The sequence below is a fragment of the Mycobacterium sp. ZZG genome (assembly GCF_054786995.1).
Window position 1 is genome coordinate 1 of record NZ_JBTBFV010000070.1, and the last position, 26,086, is coordinate 26,086.

Consider the following 26,086-nt stretch of genomic DNA (forward strand, 5'->3'; position numbering starts at 1 on the left):
GTGGGTTGTCGCGTTCGATCACGGTGTCGGTGGTCGATGACACCGACAAAGAGAGCCTGGTCCCGGGTGCTGCGGTGGTGACGGTGATCGGGTTGCCGCCGGCCATCACGGTGGGTGGTTTGCCGATCTTCCGGTTGGGTGGTTCCCCCGTCAAGGTCGTGTCGTCGGTGAGCATCCTCGATGGGGATTCGGAGAACCTGTCGAAGGCGACGCTGACGGTTGGTTTGGGTTACAAGTCCGGGGATGTGCTGAGCTTCAGTGGTATTGACGGCAATCCGATCACCGCGAGCTGGGATGCGGCCACCCGCACGTTGACGCTCTCGGGTGTTGCCACGATTGAGCAGTATGAGGCGGCGATCAAGGCCGTGACGTTCGCCGCGACTGAGGGTGGACTGTCTCGAACCGTCACGGTGTCGGTGGTCGATGACACCGATAAGGAGAGCTTGGTTCCCGGTGCTGCGGTGGTGACGGTGATCGGGTTGCCGCCGGCCATCACCGTGGGTGGTTTGCCGATCTTCCGGTTGGGTGGTTCCCCGGTGAAGGTCGTGTCCTCGGTGAGCATCCTGGACGGTGATTCGGAGAATCTCTCAAAGGCGACGCTGACGGTTGGTTTGGGTTACAAGTCCGGGGATGTGCTGAATTTCAGCGGTGTTGAGGGAAATCCGATTGTCGGGTCGTGGGATGCGGCGATGCGCACGTTGACGCTCTCGGGTGTGGCGTCGATCGAGCAGTACGAGGCGGCGATCAAGGCCGTTACCTTCACTGCGACCGAGGGTGGACTGTCTCGAACCGTCACGGTGTCGGTGACCGATGACACGGACAAAGAGAGCCTGGTTCCCGGTGCTGCGGTGGTGACGGTGATCGGGTTGCCGCCGGCCATCACCGTGGGTGGTTTGCCGATCTTCCGGCTGGGCGGTGCCCCGGTGAAGGTCGTCTCCTCGGTCAGCATCCTGGACGGTGATTCGGAGAACCTGTCCAAGGCCACGCTGACGGTTGGATTGGGTTACAAGTCCGGGGATGTGCTGAATTTCTCCGGTGTTGACGGGAATCCGATTGTCGGGTCGTGGGATGCGGCCACGCGCACGTTGACACTCTCGGGTGTGGCGACGATCGAGCAGTACGAGGCGGCGATCAAGGCCGTTACCTTCACTGCCACTGAGGGTGGGTTGTCGCGTTCGATCACGGTGTCGGTGGTCGATGACACCGACAAGGAGAGCTTGGTCCCGGGTGCTGCGGTGGTGACGGTGATCGGGTTGCCGCCGGCGGTGACGGTGGGTGGGTTGCCGATTTTCCGGTTGGGTGGTTCCCCCGTCAAGGTCGTGTCGTCGGTGAGCATTCTCGATGGGGATTCGGAGAACCTGTCGAAGGCGACGCTGACCATTGGTGGTCTGTCGTATCGCTCGGGGGATGTGCTGAGCTTCAGCGGTATTGAGGGAAATCCGATCACCGCCTCGTGGGATGCGGCAACGAGGACTCTCACCTTGTCCGGCGTGGCGTCGATTGAGCAGTACGAGGCGGCGATCAAGGCCGTCACTTTTAGTGCAACTGAGGGTGGACTGTCTCGGACGGTGTCGGTGTCGGTGGTCGATGACACCGATAAGGAGAGTTTGGTTCCCGGTGCTGCGGTGGTGACGGTGATCGGTCTGCCGCCGGTGGTGACGGTGGGTGGTTTGCCGATCTTCCGGTTGGGTGGTGCCCCGGTGAAGGTCGTGTCGTCGGTGAGCATCCTCGATGGCGATTCGGAGAAGCTGTCGAAGGCGACGCTGACGGTTGGTTTGGGTTACAAGTCCGGGGATGTGCTGAGCTTCAGTGGTATTGACGGCAATCCGATCACCGCGAGCTGGGATGCGGCCACCCGCACGTTGACGCTCTCGGGTGTTGCCACGATTGAGCAGTATGAGGCGGCGATCAAGGCCGTGACGTTCGCCGCGACTGAGGGTGGACTGTCTCGAACCGTCACGGTGTCGGTGACCGATGACACCGATAAGGAGAGTTTGGTTCCCGGTGCTGCGGTGGTGACGGTGATCGGTCTGCCGCCGGCCATCACCGTGGGTGGGTTGCCGATCTTCCGGTTGGGTGGCGCCCCGGTGAAGGTCGTGTCCTCGGTGAGCATCCTGGACGGTGATTCGGAGAACCTGTCAAAGGCGACGCTGACTGTTGGTGTGGGTTACAAGTCCGGGGATGTGCTGAGCTTCAGCGGTATTGAGGGCAACCCGATCACCGCCTCCTGGGACGAGACCACCAGAACACTGACGCTCTCGGGTGTGGCCACGATCGAGCAGTACGAGGCGGCGATCAAGGCCGTCACGTTCACCGCGACCGAGGGTGGACTGTCGCGTTCGATCACGGTGTCGGTGGTCTATGACACCGACAAGGAGAGCCTGGTTCCCGGTGCTGCGGTGGTGACCGTGATCGGATTGCCGCCGGCCATCACGGTGGGTGGGTTGCCGATCTTCCGGCTGGGTGGTTCCCCCGTCAAGGTCGTGTCGTCGGTGAGCATTCTCGATGGGGATTCGGAGAACCTGTCGAAGGCGACGCTGACCATTGGTGGTCTGTCGTATCGCTCCGGGGATGTGCTGAGCTTCAGCGGTATTGAGGGCAACCCGATCACCGCCTCCTGGGACGAGACCACCAGAACACTGACGCTCTCGGGTGCGGCCACGATCGAGCAGTACGAGGCCGCGATCAAGGCCGTGACGTTCGCCGCGACTGAGGGTGGGTTGTCGCGTTCGATCACGGTGTCGGTGACCGATGACACTGACGAGGAGAGTCTGGTTCCGGGAACGGCCACCGTGGCGGTGATCGGTCTACCTCCGACCGTGACGACACTTGGCGCCTCCATATTCCGGCTGGGTGGTGCGCCGGTGAAGGTGGTATCTGTGGTCGATATCGGTGATCTCGACTCGGACAACCTGTCGAGCGCCACGATCGTTATCACCTCCGCCTACCGAAGCGGCGATGTCCTCAATTTCGTCGCCCCCAACGGTAGCGCGATCGTTGGAACCTGGGACGTGGGGACTCGCACACTCACGCTATCCGGGGTGGCGAGCAAGGCCCAGTACGAGGACGCGATCAAAGCTGTCACGTTCTCCACGACCGAGGGCGGGATCGCCCGTGGGATCTCCATCCACGTCACCGACGACGTGCAGGTGCGCAGTGTGGTTCCGGGTTCGGCCACAGTGACGGTGATCGGATTACCGCCGACCGTGACAGCGTTCGGCACACCGTTCTTCCGGTTGGGCGGGTCGCCGGTGAAGGTGGTGTCCGCGGTGGACATCAGTGATCTCGACTCGGACAACCTCTCCGGCGCCACGATCCTCATAGCGTCCGCCTATCAGGCTGGCGATGTCCTCAATTACGCTGCCCCAAGCGGTAGTTTGATCATCGGCACCTGGGATGCCGGAACCCGGACGTTGACGCTGTCCGGGGTGGCAAGCAAGGCCCAGTACGAGGAAGCCATCAAGGCCGTCACATTCACGACGAATCAGGGCGGCCTGTCACGAGGCATCCAGATCCACGTCATCGACGAAACCAGCGTCAAGTCCTTGGTGCCGGCATCTGCAGTGGTCAATGTGGTAGGATTGCCTCCGTCGGTGACGACCATCGGAGCCCCGACGTACACCATCGGTACAGCGCCGGTGAAATTGTTGTCGTCTGTCAGCATCGCCGATGCGGATTCCGACTACATGTCGAAGGCAGAGGTCAAGATCGTCTCGCTGGGTCAGTCCGGTGACCGTCTGGATTACGTTGTGGCCGCCGGAAACCCGATCACGGCAACATGGAACGCTGCCAGTCGGACACTCACGCTGTCAGGAGTCGCGACCAAGGCCCAGTATGAGCAGGCCTTGGAGGCCGTCACGTTCTCCGCGACTGGGGGAGCGGGACTGGTCCGCGGTATCTCGGTGACGGTCACGGACGACACCGACGTCGACAGTGTGCTACCCGGTGGCGCGACAGCCAACGTTCGGTACTCGCTACCGCCGTCGGTGGTGACGGTCGGTTCGCCGACGCACACCATCGGAACAGAACCGGTCAAGTTGCTGTCGTCGGTCACAATCACCGATGCCGATTCGGAGGTGTTCTCCTCGGCACGCGTGACTATCGAAACCCTTGCACAGAGCGGAGATACGCTCGGCTATCTCCGGCCGGCCGGAAGTCCTATCACCGCGTCGTGGGACGGCTCCAGCAAGACTCTGACGTTGACCGGGCCGGGGACCAAGGCTCAATACGAAGAAGCGCTCCGATCGGTCACTTTCTCCGGCACAGGCGGTGTCCTGTTGGTCAGAGGCATCTCTGTATCAGTGACGGACGAAACAGGGGTGAGTAGTTCTGGCGTGCTCAACGGCATTGCGACTGCATCAGTTCGGGAGAACTCCGCCCCGGGACTGTGGATAACCGGTGGTAGGTCCTACGACCGCAACGACCCGCCGATGAACCCAGTCGTAACGCTCGACATCAGCGATGACCTCGGCATCCTGACGGGGGCCACCCTGAAGGTCACTGCGTTTGTCCAGCCGAATGACACCCTCGGTTACGTGCAGCCCGCCGGCAATCCGGTGACCGCGTTCTGGGATTCAGGTTCCAAGACCCTGACCTTGTCAGGGACTGCAACGGTGGAGCAGTACGAGCAGGCGCTGTGGGCAGTGACGTTCTGGGCGAATCAGGGCGGGTGGACCACCCGCACCATCGCTGTCACTGTGACGGACAACGGAGGCAAGAGTGCGTCGGGGGCAATGACGGTTTCGGTGTGGTGACCGTCGCCAGCTCGAGGCACGTGGCGAGGGCGATCAGGTCATCGGCGGCCTTGATGACCTAGCCGAATCCCTGTTCGGTAATCAACCGCTGACAGCACGTGTTCGACTTGTCGCGCGAAACCTCGATAGAAGACCGCGGGGATGCTGTGGGTCGGTGCGTCGCGTGTTTTGCTGCTGGCAATCGTCCGGCGCCGTTACCGCCGTGTCTGTCCCGGCAAGGTGCAGACCGGGAGGCAAGGCTGAGTCCGCTCGATGCGCCAAGAGCGTTCGACCGCCTGAGAGCAACTCTGTTCGCCAACTTCCGTTGGGTCGGGATTTCCGATTCCTGAGCGTCGAACGGAAGTAGACGCTGCCATTCAGCAAACGGCTTAACCGCGGCTGCCCGGGGCCTGGCCAATGCGGGTTGCCTCCGAACGTGCAGGTCACGAATGCATTCCTGGCGCAGACTGCCATAATCGCTTCAGCGATGGCTCGAAGTATCGCTAGCAAACACGCAGCTAATATTGATCGCGCGGCTTATTGACTATGCAAACAGTCGGCGCCTGCTGGGCTAAAAAGTGCCATAAGCAGTGTTGCAGGCCACATTTCTTGGTGCTAGCGTCAGGTCCGTCACGGGGCGAATAAGCGGTCGAGTTCGTTAACAGCTAATTCATTGGTCTTCACTGAAATCGCAGGCCAATGCGCAGGGGGCGGGTATGGCGGGGCATATTTCAAATAACGGGCATAGCGGGGCGGCGCCTGTCGCGCACTCAGCCAATCGCAGCGTTCACGTCCAGGACGTTGCCCACATCGGGAACGCGCACAAGCGCGAGAGGGTGCCGGAGTCGGCTACGTCCCTAACTGTCAGCCTTGTCATTCCAGTCAAGAATGAGGCGCGAAACATCGCCTGGGTCCTGAATCAGATCGACGACGACATCGACGAAGTAATTCTCGTCGACGGGAACTCCACCGACGCCACCCTGGTCACTGCGCGACGCTGCCGCCCGGACATCAAAGTGGTGTCTCAGAAGGGCGTCGGCAAGGGCGATGCGCTGAGGGCCGGCTTCCTGGCTGCCGCGGGCGACGTCATCGTGATGATGGATGCGGACGGCAGCATGACGCCCGACGAGATAACCCACTATCTGCATTTCCTGGCCAACGGCTACGACTTCGTCAAGGGTTCTCGATTCATCTCCGGGGGTGGATCTTTGGACATCACCAGCTTCCGGCGGATGGGCAACCGCTTCCTTCTCGGCGTCTTCAACTCGCTTTATCGCACTGACCTGACGGACTTGTGCTACGGCTTCTGCGGCTTCCACCGGCGCTACCTGGATGTGCTGGCTCTGTCTGCGACCGGCTTCGAGATCGAGGCCGAGATGGTGGTCCGCGCGATGCAGGCCGGCCTGCGCGTTGCTGAGGTGCCGAGCCTTGAGCTCCCGCGTCGTGCCGGCAAGTCAAACCTTCATTCGGTACGGGATGGCATCAGAGTGCTGCGGACGGTACTGCGAGAGCACCGGTCCGGGCTGAGCGGTCGAGTCGTGCAATCAGTCCGCAGGCAGGTCAGCTCCGGCAAGCGCGTCGGGATAACTGCGTGATTGACGGGCGCGCTTGGGGGAGCGGGCCCGTCACCTCAGGAGCTCGGCCGGGGGGTGGATCAATGCCTAGTAGACGGACTTGTCCAACGCTGAGCGCTGGGTCTTTCCTACAGAGCCGGGCGAGCGTCGAGCAGAAGAAACGTATAGGCCGACGTCCAGGCCGACAAGGAGCGGGGGCATGACGAAGTCCGCGTTGCGGGTTGGGATTCTCGTCCCACGTTTCGCGCCTTTCCGGGGAGGCATCGAAACCTACGTGGCTTCTGCGGCCGCCGCGCTGGCAGCAGAAGGTGCAGAGGTCACCGTCGTCACCCAGGCGCCGCGTAGCGCCGCCCTGCCGAGACGGGAGCTGCTCGACGGATACGCCATCGAGCGTCACCCGCTTCCGCTCGGAGACGTTTTCGATGTATCTGCGCCTGCGGCGGCGCGCGCCGCAGCCATACCGGGGCGCTTCGACGTCGTCTGGTTGCACAGTTACCACACTCCGCTGGCATGGCTGGGCGCTGAGCGAACCACGGCGCCAGTGGTTCTCACTCCGCACTACCACGGTGTCGGACACACCCGTGTACGTCATGTGCTCCACTACGCCTACCGGCCTGCCGGTCGTCGGCTCATGGCGGCGAGTCGACGCGTAGTCGTCGACACGCAAGCTGAAGCGAGACTGGTTCTTCGAGACTTCGCCGGCCGGGTATCGGCGGACAAACTCGTGATCATCCCGCCGGCCGTCGCGAAACCCAGACTCGGCCTGCCGCTACCGTGCGCAGATCGACGCGTCGTGTTGACCGTCGCCCGGCAGGAAACGTACAAGCGCACCGACCTTCTGATTCGTGCGATCGCGCAGCTGCGTGACCACGGCGAGCCCGCGCATCTAGTGGTGGTCGGAGACGGTGCCGCCCTCGGCTCGCTGCGAGCCCTCGCCGCTGCGCTCAACGCAGACCGGGCAGTGACTTTCACCGGATTCGTGGACGAAAAGACACTCGGGGATTGGTGGGCGTCGGCATCCCTGTACGCCACAGCAAGTCAACAGGAGGCGTACGGGATCGGACTCGCCGAAGCACTGCTCTCAGGGCTGCCGGTGGTGGCAAGCGACATTCCTGCCCATCGAGAGGTCGCCGAGCGTGCGGGAGAGCGCGCTGCCGTCCGTCTGTGTGCGCACACCGACTCTGATTCCGAGGCGGCCTCGCGCTATGCCGAGGCGATCGTTCGAATGTTGTCGACCCCCGGTTCGCGCACGCAGCGCGCCTCCGAGTGTGCGTTGCCGCAATGCGCCGAGGTGGCACAGCAGTTACTCGAGACACTTGCAGAAGTCAGCCAGATTGCGAGTCGGGTGTGACGACAACGCTGGACACGGTCCCAGAGTCTGAACCGGCCCGGCCGTCGGCCCCTACATGCCGCACGGATCGGGCAGGATCGAACGCACATCGACTCCGTATCGCTCTGGCTGTGGTGATGCCGGCCGTCGGCGGAGCCTTGATCGTTTTCTCCCACCACCATGCCGCGGGTTTGGAGCAGCCCGACAACCTGATGTTCGCCCTGTACTGGGCCGGCTTCCTGGGCGGCATGATGCCGCTCGTCTGGCTGGCCTGCGCACGCCGCACCGCCGGCGCGATCCGGGCCCTCGCCCTGATCGGCATGGGCTTGTACAGCATGGTGCCGAGGGTGCTGCACTTCGCGCAGCCCGTGGGCTCCGACGAGTACATCCACTTGCGGCAGGCCATGGAGACCTACATCAACGGCGATGTCGGCCACACCGTCAAACTGTTGCCGATCACCAAGGAGTTCTTCGGTCTTCATCAGGTTGCCAGCGCCTTCGCCCATCTTGGCGAAGTCCCCCTCTGGTTCGCCGCAATGGCCGTGGTGGTCCTGGCGCACATCCTGTCCCTGCTAGGGATCTACCAGCTCGTCCGGATGGTGAATGTCCCTGCCAACGGGGCGGCGGTCGGCGCGGTCGTCTATTCGCTGAACCCTTCCTGGATGTACTTCAACGTCGCCTTTTCGTACGAGAGCCTGGCCTCACCGCTGATCGTGTGGTGTCTGGCGGCGACCGTCGCCGCCGGCCGCGGCACGCAACGACCGGCCATCAGGGCGATCGCGGGCGCGGTGCTGGTCGTGGCCGTGGTGCCGATGATGCACCATCTCAGCACGATCATGCTCCTGCTGATTTTGATGGTGCTCATCGGCACCAGGCTCGTGCCCTGGTTTCCCCGAGTGGCGGCCGGCACCCTCGAGGCCCGGCGGGAGCGGATCTGGCCGCTGGTGCTGATCTGGTGCTGTCTGATGGCGTCGATTGCGTATTGGTGGACCGGCAAATACGAATGGCTGATCAACTACCTCGGGCCTGCGCTGAGCGAGGGTTACGCACAGCTGCAACGGATCCTCGAAGGTGTCAGTAAGTCCACCAGCGGTCAGCGGTCGCTATTCGCCAACGCCCAAAACCCGATGTACGAGATCATCAGTGGTTACCTGTTCCCCGTCGTGACGTTGGGGTTGTTCCTGTGGGCTCTCGCGGTTCTATGGCGCAACCGGCGCCGGATCGGCTCCACGCCATGGGCATTCGCGGTGGTCGGGGCGATGTTCTTCGGGAGCATGCCGATGTTGCTGACTGCGGGAGGCGCCGAGGGCGCACATCGATCATGGGGGTTCAGCTTCATCGGGATCGCGGTCGTGTGCGGCTTCGCGTGGTCTTTCGGGCCGCGGACCCCTGGCGTGCTGGCCGCCAGATGGTCGCGGGCGGCACTCACATTGGCCCAGCCCCGTTTCCGGGTCAGCGCTGCGGTCGCCGTCTACATAGTCCTGGTTTTCGGGGGCGCTGCGCTGGGTGTCAATGTGTCACACCGGTTCCCGGGCAGCGCGAACGTCGGCGATGACGCCCGAGCGGCGTCCAACGAGGGCCGAGCAGTAGCTGATTGGTTCGCGACACACGTGCCGGCCGACACCCCGGTAATGGCTGACAGGTACGTCTCAACCCTGGTCGGTTCGATCGGGAGAATGTCTGCTTTGCGACCCAGCAAGACGTTTCCCATCTGGGAGATGTACATGAGTCCGGGCCCGGTACGTCCCGAGGTGCTCAAGCAGATATGGGATTCCAAGATCGGATTCTTCGTGGTCGACTCCAGGATGGCGACCACCATCCCGAAGAGCGGTACTTGGTTTGTGAAGGATGAGCCGGGACGCGGCGCCAACACGGTGGTGCCGCAAGCGGCTCTCGACCGATTCAACTGCCTGCCATGGCTCAAGGGTGTGTTCGCAGCCGGGACGCTGACGGTGTACGGGGTCGACCGCGGTGCCCTCAGTCGCACAAAAGCCGTCAGCTGCGAGGTGCCGGCGACATGAGCGTCACCTATCGGACGGACGACGAGGCGGCGGGTCCGTCCGTGCAACACTCACGGGACGAGGAACTGGACCAACCGGCCGCGCAGAGCCGCCTCCTGCGGCGCGCGCGACACCGCCGGCAGCTTGCGGATTCACAGCGCCGCCTGACGCCGAGGTCGAGGGACAGATTACGACTCCTCGCGTGGTCGCTCTTCGGCATCGGCTGTCTGCTGACAGCGCAATGGATCCAACCGGAACACGGTTCACTGTTCGCGCCGCCTTCATTGTTCGCACCACCCGCCGATGTCGTCGGTTGGGCATCGCTGCTGTGCGGTGTCACCGGACTGTGGCTGGTTCCCGGGGTGTGGTTGTCGGCGCTCGTCGCACGCACCGGGGCTGGTCAGCCGGCGTGGCTGGGTACTCGCATCGCGACGACGCTGATCTGGTACGCGGTGCTCGGACCTGTCATCCACCGTTCCGGAGAGGGAGCCAAGGTCACCACGGGCGGCCTGCTCATCGCGACCGTCGCAGCGACCACCGCCGTACTGATCGGTGTGGCGCTCGGCCTGTCGCGGTGGCCCTCCCGGCGGTGGATTCGCGTTCTCATACCGGCCATCGTCGGGACCGTGGGCGCGCACGCCGCGATCTGGGTGTGGATGCGGGTCTGGACATCTGACATGAACTACGAGCACATCCGGCGGCTGGACTGGCTGATCGTGCTCTGCGGCGCACTGCTCGTGACCCTCGGGACGCTGAGCAAGCCCAAGCTGCCCGCGGTCACGACGAAGCGTCAGCTCGTCCAGATCGTGGCGGCAATCGCCGTAGTGGCTGCGTCCTTCGGCACGATCCAGCTCACGAGCGCAATCTGGTCCCCGGCGCAGCGGATGCCGTCGGTGATCAGCGCGGAGCAGATTACGGCGCCGGCCGGCGCGGACTTGGCATTCGCACTGAACGCGATCGGCCCGGAGGGGGGCCGTCTCTTCGAGCGTGCCGACTTCACCGTCGCCGACGCGACCGGGCGCCCGGTGCCCGCTTCCAGCCGGATCGAAGCTTCGGAGACCTCGGCGACCCAAGCGACGCTGAACGTCGTGTTGGACCCCCATGCCCGTCCGATGCTGTGCACCTCGGGCCAGGCCGCCAAACTGACCGTGCGTGACCAGGTGTCGGGCATGCAGGTGCAAGCGATGTTCCCGGACGGTTGGTGCGCCCGATGAGTGCCGAGCGCACGCCGAAGTCCCGTGGTCTGGTGGGAAATAGCTTCGCCCTCCTCGCCCTCACCAATGTCACGTCGGTCCTCGGCTTCGTCTATTGGACGCTGTGCGCACGCCACGTCTCTCCCGGCGCCATCGGCATCGCAAACACGGTGATCTCGGGGATCACGCTGGTCGCGATCGTCTGTGTTGCCGGTTTCCTGCCGTTCCTCACGCGACTGCTGCCCGGTGCCAGTTCGGATGACCGCAGCGGCCTGTGCAGCACAGCGCTCGTCGTCACCGCCATCGCTTCGGGAACGGTCGGCGCAGTCGGAGCGTTTCTCCTGCCTACCCGGGTGCACACCACAGTCGGCACCGGATGGCTCGTAGCGTTGCTGGTCACCGGTTCTGTGGCCACGGCGATGCAGATGGTGATCAATGCGTCATTGCTGGGTGTACGCCGGGCCGAATTCTCGCTGTACGCCAGTAGCGCAGGAGCCGTGCTACGGCTGGGCACCATCGCGTCGATGGTGACGCTCGGGGCACTGGCGGCAACCATCGACAGCGGCGCGACGCACACCATGCTCGTCATCTACGTGGCATCTCTGGTGGTCTCCGACACCATCGCCTTCGTACTGCTGCGCCGTGCCAACCCGGATTTCCGGTTCCGGCCTCGCATGGAGTGGTTGACACGCATCAGCCGGACAGTCGGCTGGGACCACGTCGCCGTGCTCGCGGTCCGGTCACCGGCGTTCATCATGCCGATCCTGGCCGCCGCGATATTTCCCGCCAGGCAACTCGGCTATTACGCCGTAACTGTGATGATCGCGAGCGTTTTCCTCGCTGTCTCTGCCGCCGTGTCCAATGCCCTGCTGGCCGACTGCGCCGGCGATCCCGGACGGCTCCAGGCGCAGGCACGACGCGCGATGCTCCTGATCGGACTGCTTCTTGTCGTGCCCGTAGCCGGTACCTGCGTATTCGCCAAGCAGGTGCTCGGCTTCTTCGGCAGCGAATACACCAGCTGCAGCACGCTGCTCATCGTGCTGCTGATGGCGACCTTCCCGGACGCGATGATCAACATCTCGATGTCGATCTTCCGAGTTCAGGGACGACTGCGCATCATCACCCTCTTGACCGTGACCCAGGCGATCATGATGGTGGGCGGGGCGTGGTTCCTGATGCTGCATACGGGCGTCATCGGCGCCGCCCTGGCCGCGGTGGTCGCGCAGACGATCACCGCGGCGGTATTCGCCGCGGTGGGCACACGCCGATTCCTCTTCGAGGCGCCGCCGGTCGCACCTCTGACGACGCCGGTCCCGACGCCCGATCCTCTCATCGCCGGGCGACAGGGGTTGCCATGACAAGTGGCCGGCTTCACGGGTTGCGCATCCTGCACGCGACCGACAGTTTCCTCCCCAACGTCGGGGGCCTGGAGCTGTCGATCCACGCACTGGCCCGCGAGCAGGTGCGGCACGGCCGTTCGGTAGCGGTGGTGGCGGCCGAGCACCCGGATGCGCCGGCCCGCGAAGACATGGACGGAGTGGAAGTGCACCGGCTGCCGATGGCGATGGCCCATCTTCCCGGCGCCTACGAGTCGACGACTCATCGGTTCTTCCCACCGGTTCCGGACCCCACGTTCGCGCATGCTTTCGCCCGCCTGGTTCGGCAGTTCCGCCCGGACGTCATCAACGTCCGTGGCTGGATTCTCTACAGCGTGCTCGGCACCGCCAGCCGCATGGGCATCCCGGTGGTAGCGAGCGCACACGATCACAGTCAGGTCTGCGCCACCAAGGTGATGCTGTATCGCGGCAAGAGCGTGTGTTCGGAACCGGGCCTGGTCAAGTGCATCGGTTGTGCCCATTCGCAATACGGCCTCAAGGGAATTCCGTTGGCCGCAGGCCTGCATCAATTGGGATCGCGACGGCACCGCGACGTCGCGCAGTGGACAGCCACGTCCTCTGCACTCGCAGCACGCGGTTCAGCGCCGCGCCCCGCGGACAGTGGGCCGATGACGGTGATCCCCACCTTCATCGACGATCAACTGATCGCGCTCGCCAACGACGAGCGGACCGAACAGCGACCCGGTTTCGTCCCGGCCGACGGGCCGTACATCTTCTACGCGGGCGCGCTCGGTGTCCACAAGGGCGTAGACGTCCTGCTCGATGCCCACAAACGCCTTCATGCCGATGGTTTCGACATTCCGCTGGTTCTCGCGGGCCTGCCCCGCAACGATTTCCCGATCGAGGACCGGCCCGGGGTGATCGTCGCGACCAACGTCGCGATGCCGGATGTGATCGCCGCGTGGCGACACGCCGTCGTCGGCGTCGTACCGAGCGTGGTTCCCGAGGGATTCGGGCGCGTCGCTGTGGAGTGTCTGGCCGCGGGTACCCCGTGCGTGGTCTCGGCCCTGGGCGGGCTGCTCGACATCGTCACAGACGAGGTCGAGGGGCTGCACGTGCCGCCGGGAGACGCGGAAGCGCTGGCCGGCGCCGTACGGCGCATCCTCGAGGACGAACCATTGCGGTTGCGGCTGGGGGCGGCCGGACCTGCCAAAGCCGCTCGCTTCACGCTGTCCCAGGTGATGCCCCAGCTCGACGAGGTGTATCTGCGAGCCCTGGACGCCAACGCAGCCGTCACCAACCGCGAACCAACGCCATTGTTCACCAGTGGATTTCGACCGAGTCGGCCCTACGATAGAGAAGAGATCTGAGCATGACCGCGTCCATCGCCGGAGGCACCTCCACATCCCGCGGGCTGAACTCCTTTCCGCTGGTGTGGATGTATCACTCAGTCGCACCGTACGACGAAGATCCATACCAGGTGACCATGACTCCGCAACGGTTCGAGAGACAGATGCGCTGGCTCCGCCGAAGGGGGCTGCGGGGCGTCTCGATGCGCGAACTCCTCGAGGCCAACGCCGAGGGCCGGGCACGCGGGCTCGTCGGCTTGACATTCGACGATGGCTATCAGGACTTCATCCCCAATGCGCTGCCGGTGCTGCAGCGATGCGGTTACACCGCAACGCTTTTCATTCTCGCCGGACGGCTCGGCGGGCAGAACGAGTGGAGCCGGCCCGGGCCGAACAAGGCGCTGTTGACCGCCGACGAGGTGAAACAGATCGCGGAGGCCGGCATGGAGATCGGATCTCACGGCCTCAAGCACATCTCGTTGGTGAAGACGGACGACGAGATGCTGAGATCGGAGGTTGTCCAAAGCCGAGAGATCCTGCAGGAGTTGCTCTCTGGCGATGTACCGGGGTTCTGCTATCCGTATGGCTACCTGGATGCGCGCGTCGTCGAGGCGGCGCGCGCCGCAGGCTACGACTACGCCTGCGCGGTGCAGGCCGGCACCGAGATCAGTCGCCACGCGATCCCCCGGACGTCCGTGCTCGCGAAGGACACGTCGTGGCGACTCGAGGCCAAGCGGGCCGTCTCACTGCTCACGGTCGGTAACCGTCATGGCGTCCGGCGGTACCGAGGAGGTCGCTCGTGAAAGTCGCGGTTGTCGGCCAAGGCTACGTAGGCCTACCGCTGTCGGTCCGAGCGGCGCAGGTCGGCCATCATGTGGTCGCATACGACATCGACGAGAACCGGATGAAGCGGCTGCTGGTCGGGGCTTCCTACATCGAAGACATCTCCGACGAGGAATTGGACGCGATCTTGGCGGCCGGCACATTCCACCCGTCGTCGGACGCCAGCGCGTGCGAGGGCTTCGACGTCGCAATCATCGCTGTTCCGACACCGCTGCGCGAGGGTGTGCCTGACTTGCGCTACATCGAGGAGTCCGCGCAGACACTCGCCCGCTATCTGCGGCCCGGTGCGACCGTCATCGTGGAGTCCACGACGTATCCCGGGACCACCCAGGAGCTGGTCGCCCCGATTCTCGAGGACGGCTCCGGTCTGATCGCGGGCAGCGACTTCCACCTCGGGTTCAGCCCCGAGCGCATCGACCCGGGCAATGCCACCTGGACGCTGGTCAACACACCGAAAATCGTCTCGGGGGTCGACGAGGCCTCGCTGGCATCCATCCAGGGGTTCTACGACACGATCGTGGACACCACCGTCCCGGTCGCCTCACCACGCGAGGCCGAACTGGCCAAGTTGCTGGAAAACACCTTCCGGCACGTCAACATTGCGCTCGTCAACGAGATCGCGATATTCGCGCATGAGCTCGGCATCGACGTCTGGGAAGCGATCGACGCTGCCGCGACGAAGCCGTTCGGGTTCATGCGCTTCACACCAGGCCCAGGCGTCGGCGGCCACTGCCTGCCGATCGACCCCTCGTATCTGTCCTGGTGCGTGGAACGCACCCTCGGTCACAATTTCCGGTTCGTCGAGTTGGCCAATGACATCAATGAACACATGCCCGACCACGTGGTGCGCCGCGTCACGATGGCGCTGAACGACCAGCAGCGTTCGGTGAACGGGTCGCGGATCCTGCTACTGGGTCTGTCCTACAAGAAGAACACCGGCGACGCGCGCGAGTCTCCGTCGGTGCGGGTGGCACAACTGCTCGCCGGGATGGGCGCCGAGGTTCGCGGCGCCGACCCCTACGTGGTGGAGACCACCTCTGTCGACGGGCTGCTGATGCGCGTCGAAGTCACCAAGGACGAACTCGCCGCGGCCGACGCCGTCGTGCTGCTGACCGACCACGACGCGTTCGACTACGACGCGGTCGTCGAGCACTCGAAACTCGTCCTTGACTGCCGCCATCGAATCGGAGGCCCGCGTGTCGAACACCTCTGAATGCCGGCGACCAGCACAGCGGGCCAAGGCGGTGGCGATTTGCCTGGCGGTCATCGCAGTGCTGGCCATGTCGCTCGGCTGCAAGTCTTCGGTTGCCGAAGTGCCCGCCGGACAACAGCGAGGGTTCGCGTTGCCGACCTGGGAGGTGACCGGCTACGACGGACCGGGAGTCGAACAGTCCCTGAGGGAGATTCGTGCGCTGGGCGCAAACTGGGTTCAGTTCACGCCAACCTGGTATCAGGCGACGCCCAGCTCCAGCGACATCTACCGAACGGACAGGACGGTCAGCGACTCCGGGCAGGAGCGGGCGATCACGCTGGCTCACCAACTGGGGCTGAAAGTGCTGCTCAAACCTCACCTCAATCTGACACCGCAGGGCAGCAACAAGATTGCCGCGCAGGACCGTCCGGCGTGGTTCGCCTCGTACACCGCTTTCATCACCCACTACGCGACCATGGCGCAGCGCCTCGGGGTCGAGCAGTTCGCCATCGCCACCGAGCTGGCCATGATGACCGACGACCGACCGGGATGGCTGGGAGTGATCCAGGCAGTGCGGGAACGGTACGGCGGCCAACTGACCTACGCGTCGAGCACCGACTGGGAGCGGGTCCCGTTCTGGGACGCCCTCGATCTGATCGGCCTGGACGTCTACGCGCCCCTGAGCGCGACGCCCACAACGGATGTACAGGCGCTACAGCAGGCCGTCGAGTCCTTCACCCCCCGTATCGCGGCGCTGTCGGCCAAATACAACCGCAGGATCCTGTTCACCGAGGCTGGTTACACCAGCCAGCAGGGGACCGCGACGGACCCCTCCAGCTGGCGCATCAGCAAGATACCGGCGCAGGCGGAACAGGCGGCGGCGTATCAAGCGCTGCTCGCGGCCGCCAGCGGCCAGCCGTTCTGGGCCGGGGTCTTCTGGTGGGTGTGGGCGACGCCGCCGCACACCGAAGCCGAACCGCTGGACTTCTCCCCGCGCGGAAAGGAAGCAGATGGGGTCATACGCCGGTGGTGGGCAACATGAGGACGAAATCCCGCCCGGTGGACCACAATTCTCGCCGCGGAGTGGCTGATTACGTCCCATACAGATCGTGAAATGTTCAACTGATCACCACAGCGGGCCTTGAGCCCTATCGTCGAAATAGGAACTAGATCCGGGGGGACGACTACAGATTGTGACGACCATCGATTCACATTCATCGGCAGTCCGGCGTTCATCATCGAGTCGACGGCGGCTCGGGCGCGTCAACTCGCTGCTCGCAGGTGTCGCCGTCGCCTTCACGGTCTGTTCGTCGCCAGTCTCACCGCCACCACCTGCTTCGAGGCGCTGGGCGGGAGTGCCTCGGTACGCAGTGAGGTAGGAGCACCCACGGTGTCCAATTCTGTCGTGTCAAATGTTCCTGACCTCGAGGTCAAGCCGATCACCGATGCCGACGTCCGGACGGTTGCCGAGTTCTTGCACACCGAGTTCTTGAACCTCGGCGTCGCGAGAACCAGACCCGTCACCGATTGGCTGCGTGCGATGAATCCGCCATGGGCCGTCGAGCAGCCCAACCACGGCTACCTGCTGCGCGAAAGCGGGCGAGTCGTCGGAGTGCATCTCGCGCTGTACTCGGAACGCGTCATCGACGACCACGTGCGACGTATCTGCAACCTCGGTGTGTGGTGTGTTGCTGAACCGCACCGCGCGTCCGGAATGCGCCTGCTCCGATCGTTGCTCCGCCAAAAGGGTTACAACTTCACCGATCTCACCCCGAACCCGAACGTGGTGGCATTGAACTCTCGCCTGGGATTCGTTGCGCTCGACACCACCACGGTGTTGGTGCCCAACCTGCCCTGGCCATTGTGGTCGCGACGGGTCCGGGTCATCGACGCCAAGGACGAGATCGATGTCCTGCTCTCGGGACAGGACAAGCGGATCTATCACGACCACAGGGCGACAGCCGCGCATCACGTCGTGCTCACCGATGGCGATCAAAGCTGCTATGTCGTGTACCGGCGTGAGCGGTACAAGCATCGCTCGGTGCTTGCCATGGTCCTCTATGTGGGCAACGCCGAGATGTTCGGACGCTGGGCACCGCATTTCCACCGATACCTGTTGTTGAGGCAAAGGATTCTGGCAACGCTGTTGGAGGTCAGGATCGTGGGGCAGTGCCCGGCGCGAGCGATCTCGGTAGCCGGGCGGCCGAGAATGTATCTCGGCGACGATCTGGAACCGGGCCAGATCGACTATCTCTACAGCGAATTGACGTGTCTGGAATGACTCGATCAGATGGGTTCGCCCGCGACACTCGGCTGCGAGGTACCGCACGTCCTCTCGATGCGGGGGACCCGCGCGTTTCACGTAGGCGGCCGCCATGCGCCTGAGGATCACCTGTGCACCCAGCCTCCCGCCGTTGGCGTGGTGTGTGAGGCTCGGTCGCGGCGATGTCGAACTTCTGTGCGGCACCAGCGTCGAGGTCCGTGACGACGGTTTCTTCGAAGGAGCGTGGGCAGGCGACGCGCACTCGTTCGAATTCGCCGATGCCGTCGACGTGTTCGGGTCGGGCGGCCGGATCGCCGGAGATGATCTGATCGTCGTGCCCCCGAGTCACACCCTGGAGCGGATCCAGTACATCAGCCGCGGCGACGAAATCCTGATCTCGAACTCGCTGGTGTTTCTCCTGACGGCCGCACGCGCAGAACTCGATCCGCGCCATGCCCGCTACGCGACCGACTTCGCCGGGATCATCTGCGACGGCATCCGCGCGTTCGACACTGTCATCCCCGTCCGCTTCAGCGGGGATTCGGGGCCGCCCAGCGGCGAAGCGCACCTCGTGTACGTGCACAACGTGCGCTTCCATCACGACGGCCGGATCACCTTCCTGGACAAGTCCGCGGGGCAGCCGTACCAGACGTACGACGAGTACGTGGCGCTGATCACCGACGTCCTGCAGCGAACGGTCCGCAACGCCGCGGCGCCGTGGCGTTCAGTGACGTATTCACCGCTGGCGTCCGTGTCCTCCGGCTACGACTCCCCGGCAGTGGCAACCCTGGCCCGCCGCGCCGGCTGCAAGAAGGCCTGCACCTTCACCCACGCCCGCACCCGGGGCGGCCATCCGGAGGACGACTCCGGGAAACCGGTCGCGGCGGTTCTGGGCTACGAACTCGAGGAGTTCGACCGGGAGGCGTATCGCGAGGCCGGTGACTTCCCCGAGGCGGAGTTCCTCGCGACCGGTATGAGTGGTGAGGACTTGAACATGGCCGGGTTGGCGACCGACATCGGTCGGACGGTGTTCTTCAGTGGCCACTATGGTGGCCGCGTCTGGGACCTGCATACCTACCCCGACGAATTGCTGCGCCGAGGGGACATGAGCGGCGCATCGATGAACGAGTTCCGGCTCCGCACGGATTTCGTCCACGTGCCCGCACCGTTCATCGGCGCACGCCGACACCCGAAGCTCCTCGAGATCGCCCAGAGCGATGTGATGCGGGCATGGTCGACCGGAACCGCCTACGACCGCCCCGTTCCCCGTCGGATCGCCGAGGATGCGGGTGTGCCCCGGGCCGCCTTCGGTCACAAGAAGCGAGCGACCACCGCCCTGCTGCACGTACCGGGGGACTCCGCGTGGACCGAGCGTACGCGGGACGCCATTCGCGAATACGCACGGGCGCAACACCTTCCACTACGCACCCGGCTGACCTACCTACTCGACGCGGCAGCCGAGTCGTCGCGTTCCTTCGCCTACCGCGTGGCGCGCAGGCTGAATCTGCTGCGACTCACGCCGGCCCTGGCCGTCAGACCACTGGATATCCACAGCCACACGCGTCTCGGACCCCTACCGACACTCTGGGCGATCCAGTGCATCAATCCGCGCTACGGTGCCGCGGTCGAGTCATGGCGGGAGACGCTGTCGTCCCCTCCCGCCACCGCGAGGTGAGCTGTGCTGACGAATCTTCATCATCTGGTCGAGGGCCGTGCGTTATCCTGTCCCGATGCGCCGGCCGTGACATTCAAGACGGCGACGCTCACCTACGGCGAGTTGTGGTCGCAGATCCGGGACGTGGCAGCCGGCTTCGCCGAGATCGGTGTCGAACGAGGGCAGCGCGTCGCGGTCTACCTCGACAAGAGGATCGAGACGGTCACGGCCATCTTCGGCGCGTCCGCGGCGGGGGGCGTGTTCGTGCCGATCAACCCGTTGCTGCGGCCCGCGCAGGTCGGCCACATCCTGCGGGACTGCGACGTCCGTGTCCTCATCACCACTGCCGATCGGTTCGCCCTGTTGGTCGACGAGCTCGCAGCGTGTCCGGCTCTCGAGGATGTCGTGCTGGTGGCTGCGCGGACCGAAGAACCTGAAACCGGCGCGCGCCTCCAATCGCGAAGCTGGGAACGGTTGCTCGCCGCACCTCGCGCACCATCCGGCCCGGCCGCCCCCACCGACCTCGACATCGCGGCCATCCTCTACACCTCCGGTAGCACAGGCCGTCCCAAAGGCGTGGTCCTCAGCCACCGCAACCTGATCGCCGGCGCGGAAAGTGTGTCGACCTACCTGGAGAACTCGGCGGACGACGTCCTGCTGGCCGCGTTGCCGCTGAGTTTCGATGCCGGCTTCAGCCAGCTGACAACGGCCTTCGCGGTGGGTGCCCACGTGATCCTGACGAACTACCTGCTGCCCGGCGATGTGCCCAAGCTGTGCGCGCGGCACCAGGTGACCGGCTTGACATGCGTACCACCGCTATGGATCCAGATCGCCGAGCAGAACTGGCCGGACGACGCCAGAACCTCGTTGCGGTATTTCGCGAACACCGGGGGGCGGATGCCCAAACCCGTCCTCGACCGGTTGCGGGAGGTGTTCCCGACCGCCAGGCCGTACCTCATGTACGGCCTCACCGAGGCCTTCCGGTCGACCTACCTCGATCCCGACCAGATCGACCATCGGCCCGGTTCCATCGGCAAGGCCATTCCGGGTGCCGAGATCCTCGTGGTCCGACCCGACGGATCGACGTGCGACCCGGGCGAAGAGGGTGAACTCGTCCATCGTGGACCACATGTGGCGCTGGGCTACTGGAACGACCCAGCCCGCACCGCGGAACGTTTCCGGCCGGTACCTGGACGCGACGAGCCCTGGCGCACACCGGAACTCGCGGTCTTCTCAGGTGACACGGTGGTCACCGACGCTGAGGGGTTCCTGTATTTCGTCGGCCGCCGCGACGACATGATCAAGACCTCCGGCTACCGGGTCAGCCCGACCGAGATTGAAGAAGCCGCCTACGCCACCGGCCTGGTCCGCGATGCGGTCGCCCTCGGCGTCGAGGACGCCGCGCTGGGAGAACGGGTGCTGCTGGTGGTGGCGCCGACCGCCGAGGACTTCGCCGCCGATGCACTCCTTGACGCGATGAGATCCGAGCTGCCGCTCTATATGGTGCCGGGCTCCGTCGTGGTTCGGTCGGAGATCCCCCGCTCGCCCAACGGCAAATTCGACCGGTCGGCGCTGCGCGAGGAGTTGACCACATGAACCTGCGCCCGACGATCGCGGCCTTCGGCACCGTCGACGGCCAACTCGCGGTCGGTGGCATGCCGCTTGACCGCCTCACCGCCCGCGTCGGATCGACGCCGTACTTCGCCTACGACCGCCGCCTGTTGAGTGAGCGCATCGCCGCTCTGCGCGCGACACTTCCCTCGGCGATGCATCTGAGCTATGCGGTGAAGGCGAACCCGATGCCCGCAGTCGTGCAACACCTCGCCGGCCTGGTCGACGCGCTGGATGTCGCGTCGACACTGGAGATGCAGACCGCCCTGGACACGCCGCTGTCTGCGGACCGCATCAGCTTCGCCGGACCGGGCAAGACCGCAGCCGAAATCACCCAGGCGGTCGCGGCGGGCGTGACCATCGAGATGGAATCAACCACCGAAGCGCGACGTGTCATCGAGGCCGGCGAAACGGTGGGGGTGCGCCCGCGAGTCGCGATCCGGGTGAATCCCGACTTCCAGGTGAAGGGTTCGGGAATGCGCATGGGTGGGGGCCCTCAGCAGTTCGGTGTCGACGCCGAACAGGTGCCCGAGTTGCTCGACCTGGTCGATACCGCCGATCTCGAGTTTCTCGGCTTCCACGTGTTCGCCGGTTCGCAAAACCTGAACGCCGAGATCCTTTGTGAGGCACAGCAGAAGACGGTGGAGCTCATCCTCGGGCTGGCCGACAAGTCGCCCACCCCAGTCCGGTACGTCAACCTGGGTGGCGGCTTCGGCATCCCTTACTTCGACAAGGACTCCCCCCTCGACCTGGGCGCGATCGGGACGAACCTGACCAATCTGGTCCAGGACCGTATCGGGCCGCAACTGCCGGATGCGAAGGTGGTGATCGAGCTCGGCCGCTACATCGTGGGGGAGTCCGGCATCTACGTCACCCGGGTCGTCGATCGCAAGGTGTCCCGTGGCCGCACCTATCTCGTCGTCGACGGCGGTATGCACCACCAACTGGCTGCATCCGGGAACTTCGGCCAGGTGATCCGCCGCAACTATCCCATCGCTGTGGGCAATCGCCTCACCGAAAGCCCGGACTCGGAGGTGACGGTGGTCGGATGCCTGTGCACCCCGCTGGACCTGTTGGGCGACAATGTCCAGCTCCCGAACGCCGACATCGGCGATTCGATCGTGCTTTTCCAGGCAGGAGCCTACGGTCTGACCGCAAGCCCGACCGCATTTCTGGGCCATCCAGCTCCCGTCGAGATACTTGTATAGCAGGATGAAATGAGAGATTTCCTAGCCAACAGAGGGTTCCCGATGGAGGACCTCGAGAGGCATCCTGTCTACAAGTTCGCGGGAAAGATCTACCACGACCAGATCCTCGGGACCATGATCAGGATCAAGTACCGGACGAAGAATCTCCGGAAGAGATTCGAGCAGGACCATCGGCCCACCACCATTTTGTTCCATCCGGACAAGCCTGATTACTCCCAGATCCTGTACAAGATCTCTCATTCGCTGGGTCTGACGATGACGTCGAGGACTGCCACGCGTCCAGATGTGGTGGTGTCCTTCGAGGATGTGACCAAACGACGCCACAATCCACTGCTCGCAGAGTTGTCCAACCACCACTTCGTGGTGAATCAGCACTGCAACGACATCAGCAAGACCAAGGTGGAGCAGGTCTTTCGGGAAGTTTTCGGCTACGGCACATTCGTCGACCCTCGCACGTACCAGGGTTTATGCGTCATGAAGTCCGACGACAACGCGATGCACGACGGAACACTCATCGAATGTCCCACGGCCACAACACGAACAGATGTTGTCTACCAGCGAGTGATCAACAACACGAGCAGAGATCAGGTCGTCGATATCAGAGTTCCGATTGTGGGCGGCTCGATACCGCTCGTCTACTGGAAGTTCCGCGATGCCAGAACCCGGTTCAGCAATCGCAACGATCGCGTGAAGTTGGGATCCCCCGAGTCCGCCTTCTCAGACCGTGAATTGGTGCTGATCCAGCTTTTCGCGAAGAATCTGGGCCTGGATTTCGGTGAGCTCGATATCCTCAGGGACGTCGATGACGGCCAGATCTACATCGTCGATGTGAACAACACTCCGTGCGGCCCGCCCAACCATCTCGGCAAGGCCGAGAGCAAGCAGGCGGTGAAACTTCTGAGCGCCAGTTTCAATGACGAATTCGTCCGCAGGGCACCGACCCGAGATGTCTGATGGCATAACCCCGCGACCGGGCGCCGCCAGGTTTCGCACAACCCGTTGGAGGAGGAAACAGTTCGATGAACTACAGCACGGAGACTCTGGAACGCGTGAAGGTGGTGCTCGTGAAAACCCTGGCGATCCAGGATCGCGCCGGCACCCTCGACGCGTGCACCGAATTGTTCGGCAGCATGCCTGAACTCGATTCGATGGCGGTTGTCGCCCTGTCGGTCAATCTTGAGAGAGAATTCGACTTCCAGATCGACGACGAGGACTTCACGGGGGACGTCTTCGAGACGATCGGCACTCTCGCCGAATTCGTCGAGCAGAGCACGAACTAACTGCCGACCGCGTTCTCCGGGACGTGCGACGGGCCAGGTTTCGGTGCGTCGTGGTGGGGAAAGCGGCCTTGGAACTCGAAACAGGTCAGCTCGCTGTAGAGATAGTCGATCTGCGCCGGCTCAAGGTCATCGGACAAAAACATCTTCGCCGGACCCGCCACCAAGACCGATCTCGGCAGCCGGTGCCCCACCACCCTGATCTCGCCCAACGTAGCGGGTATTCCGCGCCGCAGCAGCAGGTAACGGTAGAAGCGCGGCGCACAGTCCCGAAAGACGTCGGGATCGCCGACGTGCAGGATCGATGCGAACGTGGGTCGTCGCTTGATCCGGCCGTAGTCCAGCCGGAACATCACGTAACAACTCCGCTCACCCTTGGTGAGCACCACATGGTGAGCAGCGGCAGCCTGGGCGTGGTCGCGGTATATCGTCCGGTCTTGGCCGTGGAGCAAGTCCTCGATTCCTTTCGGGGTATCGACGACTCGCACCCTCCTCGACCACGCCGGCCACGGAATGTTGGGGGCCAGCGATTGCGTCGTGTCGAGTTGAGCGAACCCTAGGCGGGCGTTCAGCGCCACGATCTTGCGGTTCGGCGTCAGGTCGGTGAAGGTGTATCCCTTCTGGCGGAGCAACGTCCGCAGCAATCGCAAACCTGCTGCGCGGTGTTCTTCTGCGACGCACCAGGTCCCGAGGTTGCAGATCCGGTGGTGTCGGCCATCGATCGTTCGTTCGGAATACAACGCCAGATGCGCGCCGACGAGGCGCCCATTATCGCGCAGGAGGTAACCGTAGTTGGGTTGGACGAAATCCCACGTAATGGTCATCGCCCGACGCCAGTCGGCCGCTGACACTTCCGGCCCGATCCCGCTGTGCAGGAATTCAGCCACCTCGGGGATGTCAGCTTCGGTGATCGGCTCGACCTGTACTGGGCGGACCTCTGACATGTCGATACGGTACCGCAGCCCGGGTGAACAGCAACCAATGCCGAGTGCGTCCCCGGCGACGAGATTTCGCGTCGAAAGCGTTCGGGATGAGCCATTTTCCTATCGGCCGCCGATTCACCGCCTGAACTTTGCTGAGACGGAAACACCACGTGATGAGCCGTGATAGCGTCTCGCAACGTGGGGGCGTGGGTGCCGTCAGGGCCCACAGTCGTGGAGGGGGAGAACCGTGCGGCATGATCCGATTCCTGCAATTTGGGCGAACTTCGGTTGTCGGCCCGGCGTTGTTCAAGAGCGTCCCAGACACGGTGGCCCAACCGCATGAAGCGACTCCGGGAAAAGACCGCGATACTCATTGAGCTTCTGCGCACCCCGCGGGGACGCGCATGGCTCCGGCGGGCGCTGCGCAAGCGGTTTTGGTCAGATACGGTGTCGATTGGAATTGGCGACGACCTGAGCGTCCGTTTTCCTGCGCCGCCGGCGAAGATTCCGCTGGTCGTGCGAAAGCTCCAACCCGACGATGACCTCTCCTTGGTCGCCGACGTTCCGGGCCTCACCCCAGAGGTGGCCCGACATCGTGCAGACCAGCGTTGGCTGTTGAACTCCGACCTGCCTGCGCCCTGGGTCGCCATCGATCCCGAGGGAGCAGTGTGCTTTATCGCGTATCTGTTCACGGCGGAGGACAACCCCCGTATGCAGGCGCTTTGGGGCCCACTGGCTCCGGTGCTCAAGCCGGGTGAGGGGTTGGTCGAGGGCATCTTCACATCGGAGCGTCATCGTGGGATGGGAGTGTTCATGGATGCCGGTACCAAGATCATGGACGAAGCCCGCAAGCTCGGTCTGAAAACCGCGATCGGCGTCGCGGGCGAGAAGAACCTCGGGACGTTCAAAGTGGCCGAAAGCGCCGGATGGACGCGACAGTTCAAACGCGTCGAGCGATGGCGCCTATTTCGCCAAAGCGTCAGCTTCGAACCCTTGGAGGGGGTTCCGGCGTGATCGGTTTATTTGCCCTTTCAATCACCGCGAATCACCGATTCATGATCGGCGTCAACATGTTTCGGTAAATGTGCCATTTATGGCCGAGTGAATCTGCGGCGGTGTTAGGGTCTGCGCGATGTCTGAAAAAGGGCGCTCAATTGTTCTCGGCAGGATCGCTGCCTGGGCATACGCGACGTTCGATCGGCTCCAAGCCCTGTTCGAACGTCTGCTGTTACGCGCGCCGTCCGGCCGTACCGAATTCTTTGATCCCTCGGATTTTCCGTGGATCGCTCAGGTCGAGGCACGGGCCGACGAGATTCAGGCCGAACTCGACGGCTTGCTCGCCCAGGTCGATAAGCTCCCCAACTTTCAGGACATCCAAGAGGAACAGCGCCAACTCACCCAGGACGACCGCTGGAAGGTATTCGCCTTCTATGCCTACGGCGGCCGTGCAGACGGCAACTGCAAAAGATGTCGAGAAATTGTCAATACCTGTGGATCGGGGTGTTTCAGGCGACCTCCGTTCCGGTGCTCTCGTCACCGTTTGAAGGCGGTGTTGGTGGGGTGATGTCGGTGGGTCGTTCGAGTAGCTTGCCTTTGTGG

General features: G+C 63.9%; 18 protein-coding genes and 1 pseudogene. 18 read left to right on the forward strand and 1 reads right to left on the reverse strand.

Features of this window, described 5'->3' with window-relative positions; translation table 11 throughout:
• The first annotated feature begins 29 nt into the window (after positions 1 to 29).
• The 16 genes from ACXMYJ_RS25350 (at position 30) to ACXMYJ_RS25425 (ending at position 23,567) form a co-directional block, all read left to right on the forward strand.
• Positions 30 to 4,754 (forward strand): hypothetical protein, encoded by a 4,725-nt coding sequence (locus tag ACXMYJ_RS25350; RefSeq protein ID WP_460359171.1) that lies wholly within the window; start codon positions 30 to 32, stop codon positions 4,752 to 4,754.
• Between the two features lie 695 nt (positions 4,755 to 5,449).
• Entirely contained in the window at positions 5,450 to 6,328 is an 879-nt protein-coding gene (locus tag ACXMYJ_RS25355) for a glycosyltransferase family 2 protein (RefSeq protein ID WP_460359172.1), read from the forward strand.
• A 79-nt stretch (positions 6,329 to 6,407) separates the two neighbouring features.
• On the forward strand, positions 6,408 to 7,658 hold the full coding sequence (locus ACXMYJ_RS25360) for a glycosyltransferase family 4 protein (RefSeq protein WP_460359173.1): 1,251 nt from the start codon (positions 6,408 to 6,410) through the stop codon (positions 7,656 to 7,658).
• A 110-nt stretch (positions 7,659 to 7,768) separates the two neighbouring features.
• The gene (locus ACXMYJ_RS25365) at positions 7,769 to 9,658 is read left to right on the forward strand and encodes a hypothetical protein (RefSeq protein ID WP_260755318.1); all 1,890 of its coding nucleotides are present in this window, start codon (positions 7,769 to 7,771) and stop codon (positions 9,656 to 9,658) included.
• Entirely contained in the window at positions 9,655 to 10,851 is a 1,197-nt protein-coding gene (locus ACXMYJ_RS25370; RefSeq protein ID WP_260755317.1) for a hypothetical protein, read from the forward strand. The genes ACXMYJ_RS25365 and ACXMYJ_RS25370 overlap by 4 nt, the downstream gene beginning before the upstream one ends.
• On the forward strand, positions 10,848 to 12,188 hold the full coding sequence (locus ACXMYJ_RS25375) for an MATE family efflux transporter (RefSeq protein ID WP_260755316.1): 1,341 nt from the start codon (positions 10,848 to 10,850) through the stop codon (positions 12,186 to 12,188). The genes ACXMYJ_RS25370 and ACXMYJ_RS25375 overlap by 4 nt, the downstream gene beginning before the upstream one ends.
• Entirely contained in the window at positions 12,185 to 13,537 is a 1,353-nt protein-coding gene (locus ACXMYJ_RS25380) for a glycosyltransferase family 4 protein (RefSeq protein ID WP_460359174.1), read from the forward strand. Before ACXMYJ_RS25375 ends, ACXMYJ_RS25380 begins: the two co-directional genes overlap by 4 nt.
• Before the next feature lie 2 nt (positions 13,538 to 13,539).
• Positions 13,540 to 14,319: a polysaccharide deacetylase family protein gene (locus ACXMYJ_RS25385; RefSeq protein WP_460359175.1), complete on the forward strand. Its 780-nt coding sequence runs from the start codon at positions 13,540 to 13,542 to the stop codon at positions 14,317 to 14,319.
• On the forward strand, positions 14,316 to 15,572 hold the full coding sequence (locus ACXMYJ_RS25390) for a nucleotide sugar dehydrogenase (protein ID WP_260755313.1): 1,257 nt from the start codon (positions 14,316 to 14,318) through the stop codon (positions 15,570 to 15,572). Before ACXMYJ_RS25385 ends, ACXMYJ_RS25390 begins: the two co-directional genes overlap by 4 nt.
• Positions 15,556 to 16,593 carry a glycoside hydrolase family 113 gene (locus ACXMYJ_RS25395; RefSeq protein WP_460359176.1) on the forward strand — a complete coding sequence of 346 codons (1,038 nt, stop codon included), beginning with the start codon at positions 15,556 to 15,558 and terminating at the stop codon, positions 16,591 to 16,593. Before ACXMYJ_RS25390 ends, ACXMYJ_RS25395 begins: the two co-directional genes overlap by 17 nt.
• 363 nt (positions 16,594 to 16,956) lie before the next feature.
• Entirely contained in the window at positions 16,957 to 17,832 is an 876-nt protein-coding gene (locus tag ACXMYJ_RS25400) for a hypothetical protein (RefSeq protein ID WP_260755311.1), read from the forward strand.
• Between the two features lie 94 nt (positions 17,833 to 17,926).
• Positions 17,927 to 19,489 carry a hypothetical protein gene (locus tag ACXMYJ_RS25405; RefSeq protein WP_460359177.1) on the forward strand — a complete coding sequence of 521 codons (1,563 nt, stop codon included), beginning with the start codon at positions 17,927 to 17,929 and terminating at the stop codon, positions 19,487 to 19,489.
• Positions 19,490 to 19,492: 3 nt separating this feature from the next.
• On the forward strand, positions 19,493 to 21,064 hold the full coding sequence (locus ACXMYJ_RS25410; RefSeq protein ID WP_460359178.1) for an acyl-CoA ligase (AMP-forming), exosortase A system-associated: 1,572 nt from the start codon (positions 19,493 to 19,495) through the stop codon (positions 21,062 to 21,064).
• Positions 21,061 to 22,287, forward strand: coding sequence for a pyridoxal-dependent decarboxylase, exosortase A system-associated (locus ACXMYJ_RS25415; RefSeq protein WP_260755308.1), 1,227 nt, complete (start codon positions 21,061 to 21,063; stop codon positions 22,285 to 22,287). Before ACXMYJ_RS25410 ends, ACXMYJ_RS25415 begins: the two co-directional genes overlap by 4 nt.
• 42 nt (positions 22,288 to 22,329) lie before the next feature.
• Entirely contained in the window at positions 22,330 to 23,241 is a 912-nt protein-coding gene (locus ACXMYJ_RS25420; protein WP_260755307.1) for an ATP-grasp domain-containing protein, read from the forward strand.
• Between the two features lie 65 nt (positions 23,242 to 23,306).
• Entirely contained in the window at positions 23,307 to 23,567 is a 261-nt protein-coding gene (locus ACXMYJ_RS25425) for an acyl carrier protein (protein WP_260755306.1), read from the forward strand.
• Here ACXMYJ_RS25425 and ACXMYJ_RS25430 read toward each other — a convergent pair.
• Positions 23,564 to 24,508, reverse strand: coding sequence for a hypothetical protein (locus ACXMYJ_RS25430; protein WP_260755305.1), 945 nt, complete (start codon positions 24,506 to 24,508; stop codon positions 23,564 to 23,566). The two genes, ACXMYJ_RS25425 and ACXMYJ_RS25430, sit on opposite strands and share 4 nt — an antisense overlap.
• A gap of 318 nt (positions 24,509 to 24,826) precedes the next feature.
• On the opposite strand from ACXMYJ_RS25430, the gene ACXMYJ_RS25435 reads away from it, so the two are divergent.
• Together ACXMYJ_RS25435 and ACXMYJ_RS25440 are read left to right on the forward strand one after the other, a co-directional pair.
• Positions 24,827 to 25,501: a GNAT family N-acetyltransferase gene (locus tag ACXMYJ_RS25435; RefSeq protein WP_260755304.1), complete on the forward strand. Its 675-nt coding sequence runs from the start codon at positions 24,827 to 24,829 to the stop codon at positions 25,499 to 25,501.
• A 118-nt stretch (positions 25,502 to 25,619) separates the two neighbouring features.
• A pseudogene (locus ACXMYJ_RS25440) lies at positions 25,620 to 25,961 on the forward strand (aspartyl/asparaginyl beta-hydroxylase domain-containing protein); the annotation flags it as partial.
• Positions 25,962 to 26,086: the final 125 nt, after the last annotated feature.